14 protein-coding genes and 3 pseudogenes are annotated in these 17,235 nt (G+C 72.5%); 10 read left to right on the top strand and 7 right to left on the bottom strand.

Annotation, left to right across the window (positions count from 1 at the left end):
* The 3 genes and pseudogenes from ACIQZO_RS16855 to ACIQZO_RS16845 form a co-directional block, all read left to right on the top strand.
* Positions 1-114, top strand: a pseudogene (locus tag ACIQZO_RS16855) (SDR family oxidoreductase); the annotation flags it as partial.
* A pseudogene (locus ACIQZO_RS16850) lies at positions 95-362 on the top strand (hypothetical protein); the annotation flags it as partial. The pseudogenes ACIQZO_RS16855 and ACIQZO_RS16850, both read left to right, overlap by 20 nt.
* Before the next feature lie 214 nt (positions 363-576).
* On the top strand, positions 577-870 hold the full coding sequence (locus ACIQZO_RS16845) for a hypothetical protein (protein WP_403626464.1): 294 nt from the start codon (positions 577-579) through the stop codon (positions 868-870).
* Between the two features lie 299 nt (positions 871-1,169).
* Here the strand turns inward: ACIQZO_RS16845 and ACIQZO_RS16840 are convergent, their stop codons facing one another.
* Complete coding sequence (locus ACIQZO_RS16840; RefSeq protein WP_403626461.1) at positions 1,170-1,619, bottom strand: nitroreductase family deazaflavin-dependent oxidoreductase; 450 nt, start codon at positions 1,617-1,619, stop codon at positions 1,170-1,172.
* Between the two features lie 270 nt (positions 1,620-1,889).
* Between ACIQZO_RS16840 and ACIQZO_RS16835 the strand changes: the two genes are divergently transcribed.
* The 3 genes from ACIQZO_RS16835 to ACIQZO_RS16825 all read left to right on the top strand — a co-directional run bounded on the left by ACIQZO_RS16835 (position 1,890) and on the right by ACIQZO_RS16825 (position 4,639).
* Entirely contained in the window at positions 1,890-2,201 is a 312-nt protein-coding gene (locus ACIQZO_RS16835) for a hypothetical protein (RefSeq protein ID WP_403626458.1), read from the top strand.
* A 459-nt stretch (positions 2,202-2,660) separates the two neighbouring features.
* The gene (locus tag ACIQZO_RS16830) at positions 2,661-4,070 is read left to right on the top strand and encodes an alpha/beta hydrolase family protein (RefSeq protein WP_403626455.1); all 1,410 of its coding nucleotides are present in this window, start codon (positions 2,661-2,663) and stop codon (positions 4,068-4,070) included.
* Between the two features lie 194 nt (positions 4,071-4,264).
* Complete coding sequence (locus ACIQZO_RS16825; protein WP_403626452.1) at positions 4,265-4,639, top strand: VOC family protein; 375 nt, start codon at positions 4,265-4,267, stop codon at positions 4,637-4,639.
* Positions 4,640-5,126: 487 nt separating this feature from the next.
* On the opposite strand, the gene ACIQZO_RS16820 is transcribed toward ACIQZO_RS16825, so the two are convergent.
* The 3 genes from ACIQZO_RS16820 to ACIQZO_RS16810 all read right to left on the bottom strand — a co-directional run bounded on the left by ACIQZO_RS16820 (position 5,127) and on the right by ACIQZO_RS16810 (position 8,435).
* Positions 5,127-5,735, bottom strand: a complete 609-nt coding sequence (locus ACIQZO_RS16820; RefSeq protein WP_403626449.1) for a Fic family protein — start codon at positions 5,733-5,735, stop codon at positions 5,127-5,129.
* Positions 5,722-6,444, bottom strand: a complete 723-nt coding sequence (locus tag ACIQZO_RS16815) for a hypothetical protein (protein WP_403626446.1) — start codon at positions 6,442-6,444, stop codon at positions 5,722-5,724. The genes ACIQZO_RS16820 and ACIQZO_RS16815 overlap by 14 nt, the downstream gene beginning before the upstream one ends.
* A gap of 215 nt (positions 6,445-6,659) precedes the next feature.
* A complete protein-coding gene (locus ACIQZO_RS16810; RefSeq protein ID WP_403627006.1) occupies positions 6,660-8,435 on the bottom strand; it encodes a serine hydrolase in 1,776 nt (591 codons plus the stop codon).
* 1,374 nt (positions 8,436-9,809) lie between these two features.
* Here ACIQZO_RS16810 and ACIQZO_RS16805 point away from each other — a divergent pair.
* From ACIQZO_RS16805 to ACIQZO_RS16795, 3 genes are all read left to right on the top strand, one after another.
* Positions 9,810-10,925 (top strand): NAD(P)H-dependent flavin oxidoreductase, encoded by a 1,116-nt coding sequence (locus tag ACIQZO_RS16805; RefSeq protein WP_403626443.1) that lies wholly within the window; start codon positions 9,810-9,812, stop codon positions 10,923-10,925.
* 5 nt (positions 10,926-10,930) lie between these two features.
* Positions 10,931-12,514: an acyl-CoA synthetase gene (locus ACIQZO_RS16800; RefSeq protein ID WP_403626440.1), complete on the top strand. Its 1,584-nt coding sequence runs from the start codon at positions 10,931-10,933 to the stop codon at positions 12,512-12,514.
* Between the two features lie 317 nt (positions 12,515-12,831).
* Complete coding sequence (locus ACIQZO_RS16795; RefSeq protein ID WP_403626437.1) at positions 12,832-13,935, top strand: calcium:proton antiporter; 1,104 nt, start codon at positions 12,832-12,834, stop codon at positions 13,933-13,935.
* A gap of 138 nt (positions 13,936-14,073) precedes the next feature.
* Here ACIQZO_RS16795 and ACIQZO_RS16790 read toward each other — a convergent pair.
* From ACIQZO_RS16790 to ACIQZO_RS16780, 3 genes and pseudogenes are all read right to left on the bottom strand, one after another.
* A pseudogene (locus ACIQZO_RS16790) lies at positions 14,074-14,205 on the bottom strand (hypothetical protein); the annotation flags it as partial.
* A 329-nt stretch (positions 14,206-14,534) separates the two neighbouring features.
* Complete coding sequence (locus tag ACIQZO_RS16785) at positions 14,535-15,080, bottom strand: hypothetical protein (RefSeq protein ID WP_403626434.1); 546 nt, start codon at positions 15,078-15,080, stop codon at positions 14,535-14,537.
* Between the two features lie 216 nt (positions 15,081-15,296).
* The gene (locus tag ACIQZO_RS16780) at positions 15,297-16,121 is read right to left on the bottom strand and encodes a hypothetical protein (protein ID WP_403626431.1); all 825 of its coding nucleotides are present in this window, start codon (positions 16,119-16,121) and stop codon (positions 15,297-15,299) included.
* 229 nt (positions 16,122-16,350) lie between these two features.
* On the opposite strand from ACIQZO_RS16780, the gene ACIQZO_RS16775 reads away from it, so the two are divergent.
* On the top strand, positions 16,351-17,025 hold the full coding sequence (locus ACIQZO_RS16775) for a hypothetical protein (protein WP_403626428.1): 675 nt from the start codon (positions 16,351-16,353) through the stop codon (positions 17,023-17,025).
* The last annotated feature ends 210 nt before the right edge of the window (positions 17,026-17,235 follow it).

Raw genomic sequence — 17,235 nt, 5'->3', positions numbered from 1 at the left:
ATGGAACTGGGCCCGCGCGGCATCCGGGTCAACGCGATCATGCCCGGACCGTCGGACACCGAGGGCACCAGGGCCATGGGCTACGCCGGGTCGGATCAGGAAGCACAAGCGATCGCCGCCACGCCCCTCGGCCGCACGGACACCCCCGACGACTACGGCCCGCTGGTGGCCTTCCAACGGGACTGTCCTCACTGTGCGTACCCGAGGAGGCCGCGACCGCGGTCCATGCGGGTGGACGGCTCCATGGGCGACCGGAACCTGCGCCGGATCCCGGAGTTGCCCGACGCCCGCACGCGTCCGCCCCCCAGGGTCCGCTCGCTGCCCGTGACGTCTTGTGGCAGTCCTTCGAGGAGAACTACCCCGTTCTTCACCGGTACCGCGGCCGGTCCCGTTCGTAGCGGCGGACCATAGTGCCGGTCGGGAGGTCGAGATCGGGTAGGTCCCCTCGCGGGGAATCGACGCTTCACGTGGGCGCGGCTTCCCTGCCGCGCCCGTGCGTCGACGCTAGGATTCCCGGCGCAGTGGAGAATGCGCCACGCCAATGGCGCGGTGAGCCCTAGCGGATGAGGTGGTGTGGTGGCCGTTCGGGACAGGAGCGAGGTCATCGGGCGGACCGGCCTGGTGGTGCTGCATGTGGCGGTCGGCCACAAGGCCTCGGTCGAGATCCGTGAACCGCGCGACGCCCTCAGCCTCACCCGAAAGGTGAACGGGGTGTCCATCCAGGTGGTCGAGGACCCGAACTTCACCACGCTCAAGACCGCCCAGACTCTCCCGTGGGGAGCGATCCGCGCTCAGGGACCCGAAGGGGTCGAGGTCCGCTACCGCATCCGCACCCGAGGGGACGTGACGGGGAACCCCGAGTTCGACTGACCGCCGCGGTGAGCTCCCCCGGGAATGCCGGTGCAGCTGACGCGTGGGAGTCGGCCGGGTCGCGGACGTCATCGATCCGGTCGGCGGCGGCCTGGTCGAAGGGTTGAGGGTTGCGGCACGGATCTGGTGCCGGAGGTATGGCTGAGCCGGTGGGGGTCATCGCCCGCTCGGCATCGGGCAGCACCACCGGCGGGGAATGGGCCCACCCGGTACGGCCAGGAGCTCGGACGTGCTGAGCTCCAGCCGCACCGGCTCACCGCCGACCCGGTCGGTGTCTCCACGCCCGAGCCAGGCCGTGCCTAGCCGACGGGCTCGATGACGACGATCGGGATCTCGCGGTCCGTCTTGGTCTGGTACTCGTCGTACGCCGGCCAGTGCTTGACCATCACCGGCCAGTACGCTGCGCGCTCCTCGGGGGTGGCGGTGCGGGCCGTGCCCTGGATGACCTTCGGGCCGACCTGGATGCGGACCGCGGGGTGCTCGGACAGGTTCCGGTACCAGAGCGGGTGCGTGGCGTCGCCGCCCTTGGACGCGACGACCAGGTAATCGCCCTCGGCCTCGCCGTAGATGAGCGGGGTCCGTACGGGCTTGCCCGACACCCGGCCCAGGGTGGTGAGCAGGAGGGTCTGGGTGCCGTTCCAGTACTGGCCGTCGGAGCCGCCCGAGCCCACGTACAGCTTGACGTGGTCCAACTGCCAGGTGCCTTCCCTGGGGTCGGTCGGGTTGTCCCAGTCGATGTCGCTCGTCATAAGGATCTGCCTGCCTTCGTATGCTTGCGCACGGAACGGTCAACGAACCTCACCAACGAGTTCCAACGCCCGTGGGCACGGCGTCCATTCCGTCCGGGAGCGTAAATCCGTCGAACAGCGCATCCGTCGCCCGGTGGGCGGCGCCGGCCGGGGCTGCGTGGAATCGGGGCCTGTTATGCGAGGCTGGCCGAGCTGGACCTCGGCGACGTCGGAGATTTCGGCGACGTCGGAGATTTGGGTGGCGAAGGTGCATCCGCGCTCGCACCCCCGGTGGCCGACCTGGAGGCCGCGGCGGCCGCGCTGGCCGGGCTGCTGCATCGCCGGCTGACGGTGGGGCGCGAGCGCCAGCTGGCCCGCTTCGAACTCAGCCTCGAAGCGGCCCGCAACCCCGAACTGGAGACGGACTTCCACCGCGCGGGCCAGGGGGCCGGGCCCGCGCCTCGGGCATCCCGGCCGCGCTGGGGGCCGAGCGTCCCGAGGAGGCCGCGGAACTGCTGGTTGCCTGGACCGACGGGTTCCTCCGCGACCGGCTGGCCGGCGCTCTCGCCCGCTCCCGACCGGTCCCGGACCTCGTCGGCCTGACCGCGATCACCCGGCGGATGATCGACGCGGCCCTCGCCGGAATCTGAACCCGACGGGCCGCTGATCCCGCGGGGAACTTCCCCGGGTGGTTTACCGTTCATTCACGTGTGGGACTACGCGTGCCCACCCCCATACGCCCAGGCCGGCCCTCCCCCCCCGGTCGGCCCGGGCCCGCCCCGATCGGCCACCCCCCCCGGCCGGTCGGGGCCCTTACACAGGGCGAGCCGCCACGACCGCTGCGCCGTGACGGCCGCCGTGGCCGGAGCCCGGAGTCAGGGCCCCGTGTCCCCCGGACGGCGCAAGACCAGCGGCCTTCGGGCGTTCGCGCCCCGCCGTCGGGGCACCGGCCCGCCACCTGCCGCTTCGGGCCACGGCCGGGGCGGGGGCCCGTGCCCCGCGCGGTCCGCACGGAACGGGACAGCAGGCCGGCGCGCCGGGTCGGCGCTACGTTCCGGAGGCATGAACCGCATACCTGGTGATCGGCACTCCGGCCCCACCCGACGCGCCCTGCTCACCGCCGGGGCGGGTGCTGCCCTCGCGGCGGGTTGTGCGCGCGGCGGGGCGCCCGGCGCTCCGGCGGCGGCGTCCAGCGGCGCCGCCACACCCACGCCCACCGCGGCCGCCGGCGGTCTCACCCCGGGCGTGATGACCCTGTTCAAGGACCCGGGGTACAACTTCAACGGACTCCTCGCGCTCGGCGCCTCGGGTGCCGGCGCAGCCGAGGTCGGCGAGGTCCTCACGGCCGTGAACGCGATCAACGGCTCCGGTCTGACCGCCCAGACCTACGTGGAGACCTTCCGCGCCCTCGGCGACCAGCTGCTGAAGGCGCCTCCGGGTGCGCCGGCCGACGGTCAGAGCAAGCGGTTCCGGGCGCTGCGCGCCGCCCAGTACTACGGCCAGGCGCTCTTCTTCGTCCTCGGTTCGGACGACCCCGGTAGCGAGGAGCAGCTCTACCGGGCGGGACGCGGCGCCTGGGACGCCTTCTGCGACCTGTGCGAGCCCGCCCCGGTGAAGGCGAACGTGCCCTACGGGAGCACACCGCTGCCGGTGTGGTTCTTCCGCCCCGACACGAGCAGCACCCCCCGCCCGACGGTCATCCTGACGAACGGGAGCGATGGGCAGAACGTGGACATGTGGACCTATGGGGTCGCTGCCGCGCTGGACCGGGGCTGGAACGCGCTCGTCTACGACGGGCCCGGTCAGGGGCAGTTGCTCTTCGTGGACCAGGTGGTGTTCACGCCCACCTGGGAGAAGGTCGTCACGCCCCTCGTCGACTGGCTGTCGGCCCGCCCCGACGTGGACCCCGACAGGATCGCCCTGACGGGTCTGAGCATGGCGGGGGACCTCGCCCCCAGGGCTGCGGCCTTCGAGACCCGGATCGCCGCTCTGGTCGCGATGCCCGGCTGCGTGGAGCCGTGGCTGGGCTTCCCGCCCGAAATCCGGAAGATCCTCACGCCCGACAAGCAGGAGACGAACGACATCTGGAACAAGGAGGTCGTTCCCGAACTGCCTCCGGAAGCGGCCGACGTGATGAAGAAGCGCTTCGAGCCCTTCTCCGTCCCGGCCATGCTCGAAGCACGGCAGGGCAAGCTGTTCACCGACTTCTACACCCCCGCCACCGGGATCCAGGCGCTGTCCATCACCGATGTCGTCGGCCGGATCAAGGCCCCCACCCTGGTGCTGGACTACGAGGGCGAGCAGTTCTACCCCGGCCAGCCGCGCCGCATGTACGACGCCCTCACCTCACCCAAGGACTACCTGAAACTGACGGCGGCCCAGGGCGCGCAGTTGCACTGCTCCCCGATGGCCCCGCAGCTGCACTGCGAAGTCGTCTTCGACTGGCTCCAGAAGACGCTCGCGGACCGCTGACGGACGGTCACCGCCGCAGCGAACCGACTTCTGCTCGGCCGGGCCGAGCTGCTGGTCGCGGCCCGTGCGCGGGGGCTGCCCGTGGAGGTCGTCCGGCCGGCCGGCGCCCCACGGCAGGACCCGCCGCGGCCCGCCCGCGGCGAGCACCGCCGCGGGCCAAGTCCGATCGACAGGCACCCCGCTAGGATCCGATCATGATCGCTGAACTGCAATGCGTGGTCCTGGACTGCCCCGAGCCGCAGTCGCTCGCCGCGTTCTACCGGTCCCTGCTGGGCGGGAACGTCAACCAGCAGGACCGGCGCTGGGCGCTCGACGAGAGCTGGGCGACGCTCCACACCCCCTCGGGCCTCGTCCTCGCCTTCCAGCGCGCGACGGAGTACGTACCCCCGCGCTGGCCCGACCCCACCCGGCCGCAGCAGTTCCACCTGGACCTCGCAGTCCCGGATCTGGACCGCGCCGAGGGGGAGGTCCTGGCGGCCGGCGGGACGTTGCTCGACGGCTCGGACGGGCGCGGCTGGCGGGTCTACGCGGACCCGGCGGGACACCCCTTCTGTCTGGTCCGGCACTGATCCGCGGGAGCGGGTGGAGCACGGTGCCGCAATGCCGGTAGGTATGCGCGGAATTCCCGGGTCCGGCCCTCCGTGGAATTCCTCTTCGTCCAGCGTTCAGTAATCAGCGCAAAGTGCACATCAAGATCGTCAACTGGACAGTGGCGAGGGGCGGTGTCGTCCCGACGCGACTTTCGCCGACGATTTCCAGCGCACGCTTCCCGACCTGGCGCTTCCGGTCGCGGACCGGAAGTACTGGGGGACCTCGCCGGGTGGTGGTAGCTGGTCCACCCCCGGTCCCGCCGGTACGGACTATGCGGTTCTGCCGGGTGGGGCGACCATCACGCTCAGCACCGGCTACGCGAGCCGCCACGCCACCCTCAGGGACGACGAGATCACGGACGTCGACGTCCGCGCGGTACCGGCGGGGACGAACCGGTCCATCCGCGTACGCCGCGAGGGCGCCCGCCGCGGGGCCGCGGCCGTGGCGACGGCGCGCCCGAATCCCTCAGTGCCGACGGCGGTTGAGCACGCCGATGAGAGCGGCAAGGTCGGCCGCGCCCACCGGGTCGTCCGCGTAGCGGGTGGTCTGGAGAGGACCGACCTCGGGAAGGACGATGCCCTCCCGGGCCAGGACGTGCACCAGGGCCAACAGGGCGGCGCGGGCGTTGCCGTCACTGAAGGGGTGGAAGAACGCCACGTCGAGGTACACCCGGGCCGCGCGGGCCGCCGGCGGGATGCCCGGGTCGCTCGCCTCGCGCAGGCAGGAAGCGAAGTCGGCCCGGGTGCGCGGGGTCAGGCCGTAGCGCTCGCGGCCGGCCTTCGCATGGGCGTCGTTCGTACGGAACGGTGCTTCCGCGGCGCCGAGGACCTCACGCTGCCAAGCGGCCATCAGGGCGAAATCCAGCGGGGCGCGGCGTGCGGCATCGGCGCGGGCCAAGGTGTACGCGGCGAGCAGACGCTCGGCGCGCACGGGGTCGTGCCGGCGCACCGGCCCTTCGCACCAGGCCCGGAACCCGTCGCGCGCCGGCAGGTCCCGCCGCAGGTTCGGCGCGTGGTGCCAGTCGGCCTCGCCGCGCACGCGCAGCCAGACCGAAAGGCTGTCAGCAGCGGTCATGGAGATCCTCCAGGGCTGCCCTCTCCCGGTGGTCCCGGTAGGGGGCGTGGCCGGTGAGGCCGACGGCGAGGTCCTCACCGACGGATTCGATCAGGAGGTGTCCAGGGGTGACCCAACTCTCGAACCGACCGCCTATCGCGCGTTCCACCGCTCGCCCGGCTTCGGCCCGGTCCATGCCGGTGGCGGTGAGGAACCAGCGCAGAACGATGGAAGCCTGCGTCTGCCAGCCACCCTCCGCCCACGAGTCCAGGGCGTGCGTCACGAGCCGGACGCACGCCCGCTCCAAGTGCCAGCTGCGGTCTTCGGGCGAGGCGTCCGGCGGTGGCGCCAGCTCGGCGAAGCGCCGTGCCATCCCCTCCAGCCACTCGCGCCACTCCAACAGGGCGGCGACGGCTCGGTCGGCGGTCTCGTCAGGGGTCGTCACCGAGGTCGGCCCGCTGACCCAGATGCTCATGGGGCCGCCGTAGCGGTAGCACCAATTCCATCCCCAGGCCCAGATGCCGTATCGATCCCGGATGATCGCGTCCACCTGGCTCTCGCACCAGCGTTCGCCCTGAAACCCGCCGGCGATACCGGACAGCACGGGCGGCACCCACGCGCGGACCAGCGCGCGGAGGCGGGCTTCCTCGTCCGCGTCCCAGGCGAACGGGTGCCGGGCCGGGTCGATCGCATCCCAGTTCCGAATGCCCTCGTAAGTGATGGGGGGCACCCGGTTGCCGGGGAAGGGCAGGGTGTCTCGGTTGTACGTCAGTGCCGGCCCGCTCTTTCTGTTCGACGTGATCGGCCCACCAGTCTCGGCGGGGGACCCCGGGGCCGCGAACGGATTTCCGGACCGAGACCCGGAGCGGCAGGGCGCGGCCAGCCGCGGCCGGGCGTGCGGGGTCCGTACCGGGTCGGTGTACCGCGACCGGTCGGTACGGGCGGTCAGTCCGCCGATCGGGTCCAGCCGATCGCCTCGATGCGGTCGGCGTCGGCCGGGCGGTCCTCCGCGAAGAGCAGCCGGCCCGGTTCCGCCACCCGTACGACGTCCACGTAGATCCCGCGGCCCACGTAGCGGCCGGTCGCGCTGTGGCGCAGCCGCAGCTGTACGTCGCGGCCCGTCCACGCGGCGGTGAGGGGGGCTTCGAGGCGGTGCCAGACGCGGCCCGACCAGCCGCTCACCGAGCCGCGCGGCCACTGCTCGGGGGTGCCGCCGGTGGACCGCAGCGTGCTGAAGGGCAGCGGCTCCCAGTGCTCCCCGTCGGCGGAGGCCTCCAGGTGCAGGGCGCCCTCGCCGGGCACGGTGTCCCACCACACGGTGCAGCGCAGCCGGGCGGCGGCCGTGGCCGGGCGCAGCGGCGGCAGCGCGAGGGTGCCCGAGGCCCCCGGCTGGATGCCGGAGAACCAGGCCGCGCCGCCGTGCCGGGTACGGACCGGGACGGCGCGGGCGAAGCGGTTGCCGACGGCGACCCGCGGCGCGCTGCCGGCCCGCCAGGTGCGTACGGGGTGGACGGAGTTGCCGAGCAGGATCAGGAAGGAGTCGGTGGAGGGGTCGAGGACGAGGGAGGTGCCGGTGAAGCCGGTGTGCCCGGCGGAGTGCGGGGTGGCCATGGCGCCCATGTACCAGTGCTGGTAGAGCTCGAAGCCGAGACCGTGGTCCTCGCCGGGGAAGGCGGTGTTGTAGTCGGTGAAGAGCAGCTCGACGGAGGCGGGGCGCAGGATCCGCCGGCCCGCGTACACCCCGCCGTCGAGGAGGGCGCGGGCGAGGACGGCGAGGTCCCAGGCGGTGCCGAAGACCCCGGCGTGGCCCGCGACGCCGCCGAGCGCGTACGCGTTCTCGTCGTGGACCTCGCCCCACACCAGCCCGCGGTCCAGGCCGGACCAGGGCGGACGCTGCACCTCGGTGGCGGCGGTGACCCGGCGCCAGGAGAGCGGTGGGTTGTATCGAGTGCGGTGCATCCCGAGCGGAGCGGTGATCTCATCGCGGAGCAGGACGTCCAAAGTGCGACCGGTGATCCGTTCCAGGAGCAGCTGCAGCGAGATCAGGTTGAGGTCGGAGTACCGGTAGACGGTCCCGGGGGTCTCCTGCGGCCGCACCGACCACAGCAGCCTCAGCTGCCTCTCGCGTGTGGTCTCCTGGTAGAAGGGCGCCCAGGAGCGCAACCCCGAAGTGTGCGTGAGCAGCTGACGGACCGTGATGATCTCCTTGCCGCCCCCGGTGAACTCCGGCAGGTACCGGCACACCCGGGCCTCCAGCTCCAGACGCCCACGCTCGATCTGCTGCACGGCCAGGATGGAGGTGAAGAGCTTGGTCAGCGAGGCCAAGTCGAAGATCGTGTCCTCGGTCATCGCGATCCGCTCGGCCTCCGGGTACTCCCGGACCCGGTCGGTCCGCCCGTCGTAGTCGGCATACCGGACCGCGTGGCCCATGGCGCGGTGCAGGGCGATGGTGCGGCCCCGGCCGGCGAGGACCACCGCCCCGGCGTAGTAGGGGTGTTCGGGGGAGGGGCCCAGGAAGCGCCGGGCCTCGTCCGCGACCCCCTCCAGGTGCTTCTCCGACAGCCCGGCCTGGCGCGCCGATCCGTAGCGCAGCCGCAGTCCCTGGAGCGCGCGCCGCTCGGCCGGGCTGTTCGCGGCCCCCGCGGGGCCCGGTAGCGCCGCGTGCAGGACGAGCACCCCGCCGAGCGCGAGCAATCGCGCCCCGAGCCGCCGCCGAGTCAGCCCCCGCCCTGCTCCGACCCCGCCTACCGGCTCGCGCGCACGTGCCGGTTCGGTGGTGCCGTCGCGCTCCCGCGTGGGGCTTGGTTCGGTGGTGCCGTCGCGCTCCGGCGTGCCGGCTGGTTCGGCGGTACCTTCGCGCCCGCACGGGCGGCCCACTTCCGTGGTGTCTCCGTGCTCCGGCGCACAGCCCAATTCAGCCGTGGCTGTGCGCTGTCCCGTGCGGCTCGGTTCGACCATGTCTACGCGCTCCCGGGCGAGACCTGGTTCGGCCGTGTCCACGTGCAGCCTGGTGCGGCCCAATACGGCTGTGTCTGCGGACTCCCGGGTGAGGTCCGGTCCCGCTGCGCCTTCCCGCTTGCGCGCCCGGGCCGGCTCGGCTGTTCCGTCGTGTTCCTGGGCGCGTCCTGGCTCGGCCGTGCCTTCGCGCTCCCGGGCGCAGCCCTGTCGGGGCGCGGCCTCGGGTGCGTCCCTCGCATCGAGGTACTGCCCGCGTGCGGGCCCGTCCTGCCGGCGGGCTTCCGCGCGCTCGCGCGACTGCTCACGGCTGGTACCGCCCGTCCGTTCCGTGCCGACCTCCGCCACCGCTTCGGCCCCCGTGTCCGCTGCCATGTCCGGCCCTCCTCGTCCGCAACCCGCGCCCACAACCACAACCCCGCCGCCTGCACCCGCACTTCCCGAACGCGTGCCCTACCCCCGTTCGCATTCGACCTCCGCATCCGCCCTGCGCATCCCGCATCCGCGGTGCGTGTTCCGGTCCTGGCACCCGCATCAGCCGTCCGCACCCGGCACCGGCATCCGCCGGTCCGCACCCGGCACCCGCACCTGCCGCCCCTACGTGCACCCGCATCCCGCACCCGCTGTCTGCATCCGGCAGCCGTATCCCGCCGTCCGCCGTCGTCCGTCCGTCCGGACCCGGCACTGCACCCGCCGTCCGCGTCCCGCGTCCCGCGTTTCGCACTTGGCACCCGGCACCCGCCTCCGCCGTCCGCACCGGCCACCGGCACTGCCGTCCGTACCGGTCACCAGCCACCGGTACCGCCGTCCGCCGCCTGCTTCCGGCCATCGGCCGTCCGCACCCGGCCGTCCGCACCCGGCCACCCGCACCCGGCCACCGGTATCGCCGTCCGCATCCGCTACCCGCCGCCGACCGCGTGCCGTCCTCCCAACCCCGCCCTGCGCCGGCCCGCCGCTCGCGGAGCATGCGCCGCCCGGGCCGGGGCCCGTTGTCCGCCGAGCGCGCCGCAGGCGATCCGCACGGTAGTGGGTATGTGCCCGCCCATCGGGCACCGTCCGCACCGACCGGCCCGTAAAGAATCTGACACTGCATCAGAAAATCTCTTCCCTCGGCTGCCGGGCTGCGGCATCCTGCCGCCCATGGAGACGGAGCTGAGCAAGAAACTGGGAGTCGAGCACGCCATCTTCGGCTTCACGCCCTTCCCGGCGGTCGCCGCTGCCATCACCCGCGCGGGCGGTTTCGGCGTACTCGGCGCGGTCCGCTACACCGCCCCCGACGAGCTGGCCCGCGACCTCGACTGGATGCAGGCGCACACCGACGGCAAGCCCTACGGCCTCGATGTCGTCATGCCCGCCAAGAAGGCCGTCGACGGCATCAGCGAGGCCGACATCGAGGCGATGATCCCGGCCGGCCACCGTGACTTCGTCCGCGACACCCTCGCCAAGCACCACGTGCCCGAGCTCGCCGAGGGCGAGACCTCCGGCTGGCGGATCACCGGCTGGATGGAGCAGGTCGCCCGGCGCCAGCTCGACGTCGCCTTCGACTACCCCATCAAACTCCTGGCGAACGCCCTCGGTTCCCCGCCCGCCGACGTCATCGCGCGCGCCCACGACCACGGCGTCCTCGTCGCCGCCCTCGCCGGCAGCGCCAAACACGCCCGCCGCCACGCCGAAGCCGGCATCGACGTCGTCGTCGCCCAGGGCTACGAGGCCGGCGGCCACACCGGCGACATCGCGACCATGGTCCTGGTCCCCGAGATCGTCGAGGCCGTCGCCCCCCTCCCGGTCCTCGCCGCCGGCGGCATCGGCAGCGGCGAGCAGATCGCCGCCGGCCTCGCCCTCGGCGCCCAGGGTGCCTGGCTCGGTTCCCTCTGGCTCACCACCACCGAGGCCGACCTCCACTCGCGCGCCCTCACCGAGAAGCTGCTCGCCGCGGGCTCCGGCGACACCGTCCGCTCCCGGGCCCTCACCGGCAAGCCCGCCCGCCAGCTGCGCACCGAGTGGACCGACGCCTGGGACGACCCGGAGGGCCCCGGCGCCCTCCCCATGCCGCTTCAGGGCCTGCTCGTCGCCGAGGCCGTCTCCCGGATCCAGAAGTACGAGATCCAGCCGCTGCTCGGCACGCCCGTCGGGCAGATCGTCGGCCGGATGACCGAAGAACGCAGCGTCCAGGCCGTCTTCGACGACCTCACCAGCGGGTTCGAGAGGGCGATCGACCGCATCAACCGCATCGCCGGCCGAGTCCGAGAGGCGTGAGCGACATGACCGCCACGACGTCCACGATCCCCGCCACCGACCAGCAGCCGCCCAACGGCTTCTGGGCCCAGGCCGCCGCCGACCCCGGGCGCGCCGTGCTGGTGACTCCCGAGGGCGAGGAATGGAGCGCCGGCCGCCTGCACGCCGACGTCAACCGCCTCGTCCACGGCCTGCGCGCCGCCGGACTGGAGGAGGGCGACGTCTTCGCCGTCGTCCTCCCCAACGGCGTCGAGTTCCTGACCGCCTATCTGGCCGCCTCCCAGGCGGGCTTCTACCTCGTCCCCGTCAACCACCACCTCGTCGGCCCCGAGATCGCCTGGATCGTCTCCGACTCCGGAGCCAAGGTCCTCATCGCCCACGAGCGCTTCGCCGAGGCCGCCACCGCCGCGGCCGACGAGGCGGGCCTGTCCGCGAGCCACCGCTACGCCGTCGGACCGGTCGCGGGCTTCCGGCCGTACGCGCAGCTCCTCGACGGGCAGCCCGCGACCGTCCCCGAGGGCCGCACGCTCGGCTGGGTCATGAACTACACCTCCGGTACCACCGGCCGCCCCCGCGGAATCCGCCGCCCGCTGCCCGGGAAGCTCCCGGAGGAGACGTACCTGGGCGGGTTCCTCGGGATCTTCGGCATCCGGCCCTTCGGCGGCAACGTCCACCTGGTGTGCTCGCCGCTCTACCACACGGCCGTCCTCCAATTCGCGGGCGCCGCCCTGCACATCGGGCACCCGCTCGTCCTGATGGACAAGTGGACCCCGCAGGAGATGCTCCGCCTGATCGACGGCCACGCCTGCACGCACACCCACATGGTGCCGACCCAGTTCCACCGGCTCCTCGCCCTCCCGCAGGAGACGAAGGACGCCTACGACGTCTCCTCGATGCGGCACGCCATCCACGGCGCCGCGCCCTGCCCCGACCACGTCAAACGGGCCATGATCGACTGGTGGGGCGGCTGCGTGGAGGAGTACTACGCCGCCAGCGAGGGCGGCGGCGCCTTCGCGACCGCCGAGGACTGGCTGAAGAAGCCGGGAACGGTCGGAAAGGCCTGGCCGATCAGCGAGCTCGCCATCTTCGACGACGACGGCAACCGGCTGCCCGCCGGGGAATTGGGCACCGTCTACCTGAAGATGAACACCGGCGGCTTCAGCTACCACAAGGACGAGGGCAAGACGAAGAAGAACCGGATCGGCGATTTCTTCACGGTCGGCGACCTGGGGATGATGGACGAGGAGGGCTACCTCTTCCTCCGCGACCGCAAGATCGACATGATCATCTCCGGCGGGGTCAACATCTACCCGGCCGAGATCGAGTCGGCGCTGCTCACCCACCCGGCCGTCGCGGACGCCGCCGCCTTCGGGATTCCGCACACGGACTGGGGCGAGGAGGTCAAGGCGGTCGTCGAAGCGGCCGAGGGCTTCGTCGCGGGCGACGCCCTGGCCGCGGAGATCCTGCACCACTGCGAGCGGCGGCTCGCCGGGTACAAGCGGCCCAAGACGGTCGACTTCATCGAGACGATGCCGCGCGACCCGAACGGCAAGCTCTACAAGCGGCGGCTGCGCGACCCCTACTGGGAGGGCCACGACCGGCCGCTGTGACGCCGGCGGCTGTGACGCCGCAAGCCGGGCCCGGCCGCAGGGCATCCGGGGCCCGCCTCACCACCCCGTGAGTCGAACCCCCTCGCACCCCCGCCCCCGGGCGTCCGGAGGCGGCGGGAGAGGGCGCCGCAGCGTCAGGGTGACGGTGCGTCCGCCGATGCCATTGCCCGGGGCCCCGGGGGCGGGGCCGCGTGCCGCGCCACGTCCGCGGGACCCGTACCCGCCACGCCGGGCGATCTCGTGAGAAGAGCCACGTCAAGGCCCTGGAGGCGCGCCTTGCGCCGCACTGACGGGATACTTCTGGCAACTTGGCTGATATGAGTACGACTGCACGTAGATCTCCCCTGACCGACTGGACCGTGGTGGTCCCCGTGGTGGCGCTGGTCGCGCTCGTCTTCAGCTGGGGGCGGGACCTACCCGGCTTCGCGGTGGGGATCGTCGCACTCTGTCTCGCGGGCGCGGTGCTGGCCGCCGTCCACCACGCCGAGGTCGTCGCCCACCGGGTCGGTGAGCCCTTCGGCTCCCTCGTCCTGGCCGTGGCGGTCACGGTGATCGAGGTGGCGCTCATCGTCACCCTGATGGCCGACGGCGGCGACAAGACCGCCTCCCTGGCCAGGGACACGGTCTTCGCCGCCGTCATGATCACTTGCAACGGCATCGTCGGCATTTCCCTGCTCGTCGGCGCCCTGCGCAACCGGATCGCCGTGTTCAACCCCGAGGGCTCCGGTGCGGCCCTCGCCACCGTCGCGACCCTGGCCACCCTCAGCCTGGTCCTGCCGACCTTCACCACCAGCAAGCCGGGCCCGGAGTTCTCCACCGCGCAGCTCACGTTCGCCGCGGTCGCCTCACTCGCCCTGTACGGGCTCTTCGTAGCCGTCCAGACGGTCCGTCACCGCAGCTACTTCCTGCCCGTGGACACCGGACAGGGGTCCGACGGCGGCGAGGACCACGCGGACCCGCCCACCGCCCGCGCCGCCCTCATCAGCCTCGGCCTGCTGCTGGTCGCGCTCGTCGCCGTGGTCGGCGACGCCAAGGCCGTCTCACCGACCATCGAGCGGGCCGTCGCGGCCGCCGGCCTGCCCCAGGCGGTCGTCGGTGTGATCATCGCCCTGCTCGTCCTGCTGCCCGAGACCCTCGCCGCCGTCCGGGCCGCGCGCCGCGACCGCGTGCAGACCAGCCTCAACCTCGCCTACGGATCCGCCATCGCCAGCATCGGCCTGACCATCCCGGCGATCGCCCTCGCCTCGATCTGGCTCTCCGGCCCGCTCCTGCTCGGCCTCGGCCCGATCCACATGGTCCTGCTCGCCCTCACCGTCGTGGTCAGCGCCCTCACCATCGTCCCCGGGCGTGCCACGCTCCTCCAAGGAGGCGTGCACATCGTGCTGCTGGCCGCGTACCTCTTCCTGGCCGTCAGCCCGTGAAGGGCAGGGGCAGGGGCCGGGAAGGGGGCACGCGGGGCAGTGGTCACCGCCGTTCGCGCACCAGCATCGCCCAGCGCTCCTCGGGTACATCCGGGTCTGGTCGGCGTAGTACGGCGAGAGCGGGTTCGAGGACTGGCTGTACGTCAGCAGGGTGCTCGCCACCGGGCAGCGGCTGCCGTCCCAGCCGGCCGCCTGGGTACGGCTGGAGCCGTGCACGACCTCCGGGTAGCCGCCCGCGGCCGCGTTCCACGGGCCTCGATCTTGTTCCAGACGCCGAGCGCCTCCGTACCGCCGCCCACCGGCAGCTTGCGCCCGCCCCGGAGTACGAACTGGTGCTCGCCCAGCGCGGCGTTCAGCGCGATCCCGGCCGCCTTCAGCCCAAGAACCGGGCCTCGGCCCCCATCAGAAGACGACGCTGCCCCGACGGCCTCATCGAGCGCCGCGGCCACGACATCGATGCAGCCCCCGACTCGATCCGCCCTCATCCGGCCACCCGACGCTCAGCAGTACACGGCAATCCCGAAACCGCCGACCGCCTCCGCTCCGCATGGAACCCCGCCCCCGCCGCGACCTGACCGGCGCGCGGAACCCGTCATGCCTCACGATCCGCCATCGTGCCCGTTCACGGGCCGGGTGTCGGCCAGGTAGTCGAAGGACAGGCCGCTGGAGGCCTCGCCGCGGCCAGCGTGGGTGCGGGCGCTGAGCCAGAGGGCGACGCGGCCGTCGTGCCAGCGGGTCCTGTTGTACGCGAGGGTGACCTTGGTGCCGGCCTGCGGGACCTCCTCCTCGTTGACGAAGTACTGCCGTCCCGCGTCGAAGCCCTCGCGCAGCAGCGAGGTGCGCGGGCGGACCGGCTGGCTGCCGCCGACGCTCGGCATCGCCGCGCGCTGGAGCCGTACGTCCCGGTCCTGGTCGGGCACGTGGACCGGGATGAAGGGGATCCAGTTCTCCGGTACCGAGCTCATCGCCCGGTACGCCTCGGGGGCCGCCGGAGCGGCGGGCGGTCGCGGCGGCTGCAGGCGCAGCCGGTGCGCGAGGGCCTCGGCTGCGGCCTCGCTGCCCCGGCGGGCCTCGCCGTGGGGGAGGGTCACGGTGCGCTCGACGCCCCAGACCATGTTGGCCATCTCGTCCCGGATCAGCGTCACTTCCTCCAGCAGCGGCCCTTCCGCGACCTTCGGGACGCTCGACGGCAGCAGCAGACCCGGTCCGGGCCCCGTCCACCGCGCCGTCGCCCGTCTTCCCGAGGGCGTTGAGGGAGAACATCGACCAGGGCCGCGGCCCCCGGGGCTCGCCCGCCGCCTCGTCCCCGCTCTCGCCGGCCGGCTCGATCCACAGCCGCTCCCCGAACACATCGGTCACCATCAGCCCCCGGATCGAGGCCAGTGTCCCCGCCGGCAGGTCACAGGGCAGCAGGAACCAATCGTTGCTGTAGACGAGCGCGAACTCCAGGAAGATGAGCCGGGCCAGGTCCGTGCTGTCCGGGCGGACCGCGGCGAAGTTGGTCCGGCCGTCCTCCACGGCCCACCACCGGGGCAGCGGCATTCCGGAGAACCGGACCGGGGCGGGGAAGACCGTACGACCGGTGAGCCGCAGTCCTCCCCCCGGAACTCCCCGAGCTGCCATTGCCGGGTCAGCATCCACAGCGGGTCGCGCACCTCCACGCGCAGGGCCCGGTCGAAGTCCGTGGTCCGCGGCCGGCCCTCCAGCCGGTTCCACAGCCCCACGGTGGGCGCGCTCCGCGCGTCGAGGGCCTCGCGCAGCTTCTCGATCCTGACCTCGTTCATCTCACTCATTCGCCTTCCCCCGCAGGTTGCACAGAGCCAGATCCGTCGTGAGGGTGATGGGCTGCCGGGCTGCCGGGCTGCCGGCAGCACCGTCGCGGGCAGCAGGTGCGCGTACGGCTGGTCGTCGAGGTGGGCCGGTTCCACCGCCCGGGACCGCGCCAGGGCGAACGTCTCGGTGACCGCCGCCACCAGGTCGTCCTCCCGCCACGCGCCCGTCCGTACGGGCGGCACCACCAGCAGCATCGCCTGCGGCGGCTCCGATCCCGGACGGTCGAAGTGGACGGCGATCCCGGTGGTCTCCCGGACGGCGGGCACCACCTCCGTCCACTCGTCGAAGAGCAGCCCGCAGCGCCGGGTCCCGATCAGCGGCTCGGGCGTGCAGTGCGCAATAGTTGGGGCCAATAGAAGAATCCATTCGCCACGTAACCGCTGAAATCCCCGTGCGATCCGGTCGCCTCGACGGGCGACTCCGGCCCTCTGGAGCGCTGATGCTCCTATTGATCGTCGCGCCTTGTCGGCAGGATGAGCGCCGTATGGTGGCCGGGTGCGGTACCTGGCGGAGTCGTTGATTCTCGGGGCCGTTCGGTCGAGCAGTTCCTTGGGTCGTGCGGCTCGGCAGGGGCACCCGGGGGTGCGCTACGCCGAGCACTCGGGCGCGCCGCTGAAAGACGTCCAGGTCCTGGCCGCCGAGCTGGAGCCGGACGGCCTGATCGACTCGATGGGATCCTTCGGGTCGTACGACTCCCACAGGGTGACCGCCGACGGACGAGTAGAACTGCGACGACTTGCCCGACTGCGCAGCGCACCCGACGCCCGGCACCGCTACGCCACCGACATCTTCCTGCGCTGGTTCTACGCCACCGCACCCGACCAGCACCCCACGGCGCCGACCGCCTTCCTGGATACCGCCGAGTCGCACTTCGCCGGCGGCGCTCTGTCGGAAACTGAACTCGACTACGCCCTGGCGCGCCTGACGAACTCCGGACTCGTCGCAGACGCCGGCACCGAGCTCAAAACCGTCACCGTCACCCTCGATGGCATCGACTGCATACTTTTTGGAGCGACCGTGAGCGACTACCTCAACCGCACCCGCCCCGGCGACTACTACAGCATCACCGGCACGAACGCCGTCGACGGTTCCCAGTGCAAGGTCGAGCAGCACAACCACAACAGTGCCTTCGACCCCCGCGCTATGCGCGAGTTCGCAGCCCTCGCGCACCACATCCCGGTAGATCCGCAGGTCCGTGCGCTGTCCGCGCATCAGCATGAACGCCGGACCCCCGGTGTCCTGCCGTCGCAGGTCTGATCCCGAGCACGCCGGAAGGACCACGAGACGGCCGGCCCTCACGCCACGGCCGTCATGCTCAACCTGTGGCGCTGCACGTATGCGACGACATGTAGGGAAGCGGCGCCGGTCGGCCGTCTAGCCCCGTACTTCGCGGGTCGTTGATTCGTATGGTGTGACCGGTCCGGGAGTGTCCCGGGCCGGTCGTATGGCGTTGGTCCGGATGTGTCG

This window comes from Streptomyces sp. NPDC097617 (assembly GCF_044761485.1).
In the GTDB taxonomy this organism is placed as follows: Bacteria; Actinomycetota; Actinomycetes; order Streptomycetales; family Streptomycetaceae; genus Streptomyces.
This window is presented reverse-complemented; position numbering and strand designations above follow the sequence as displayed.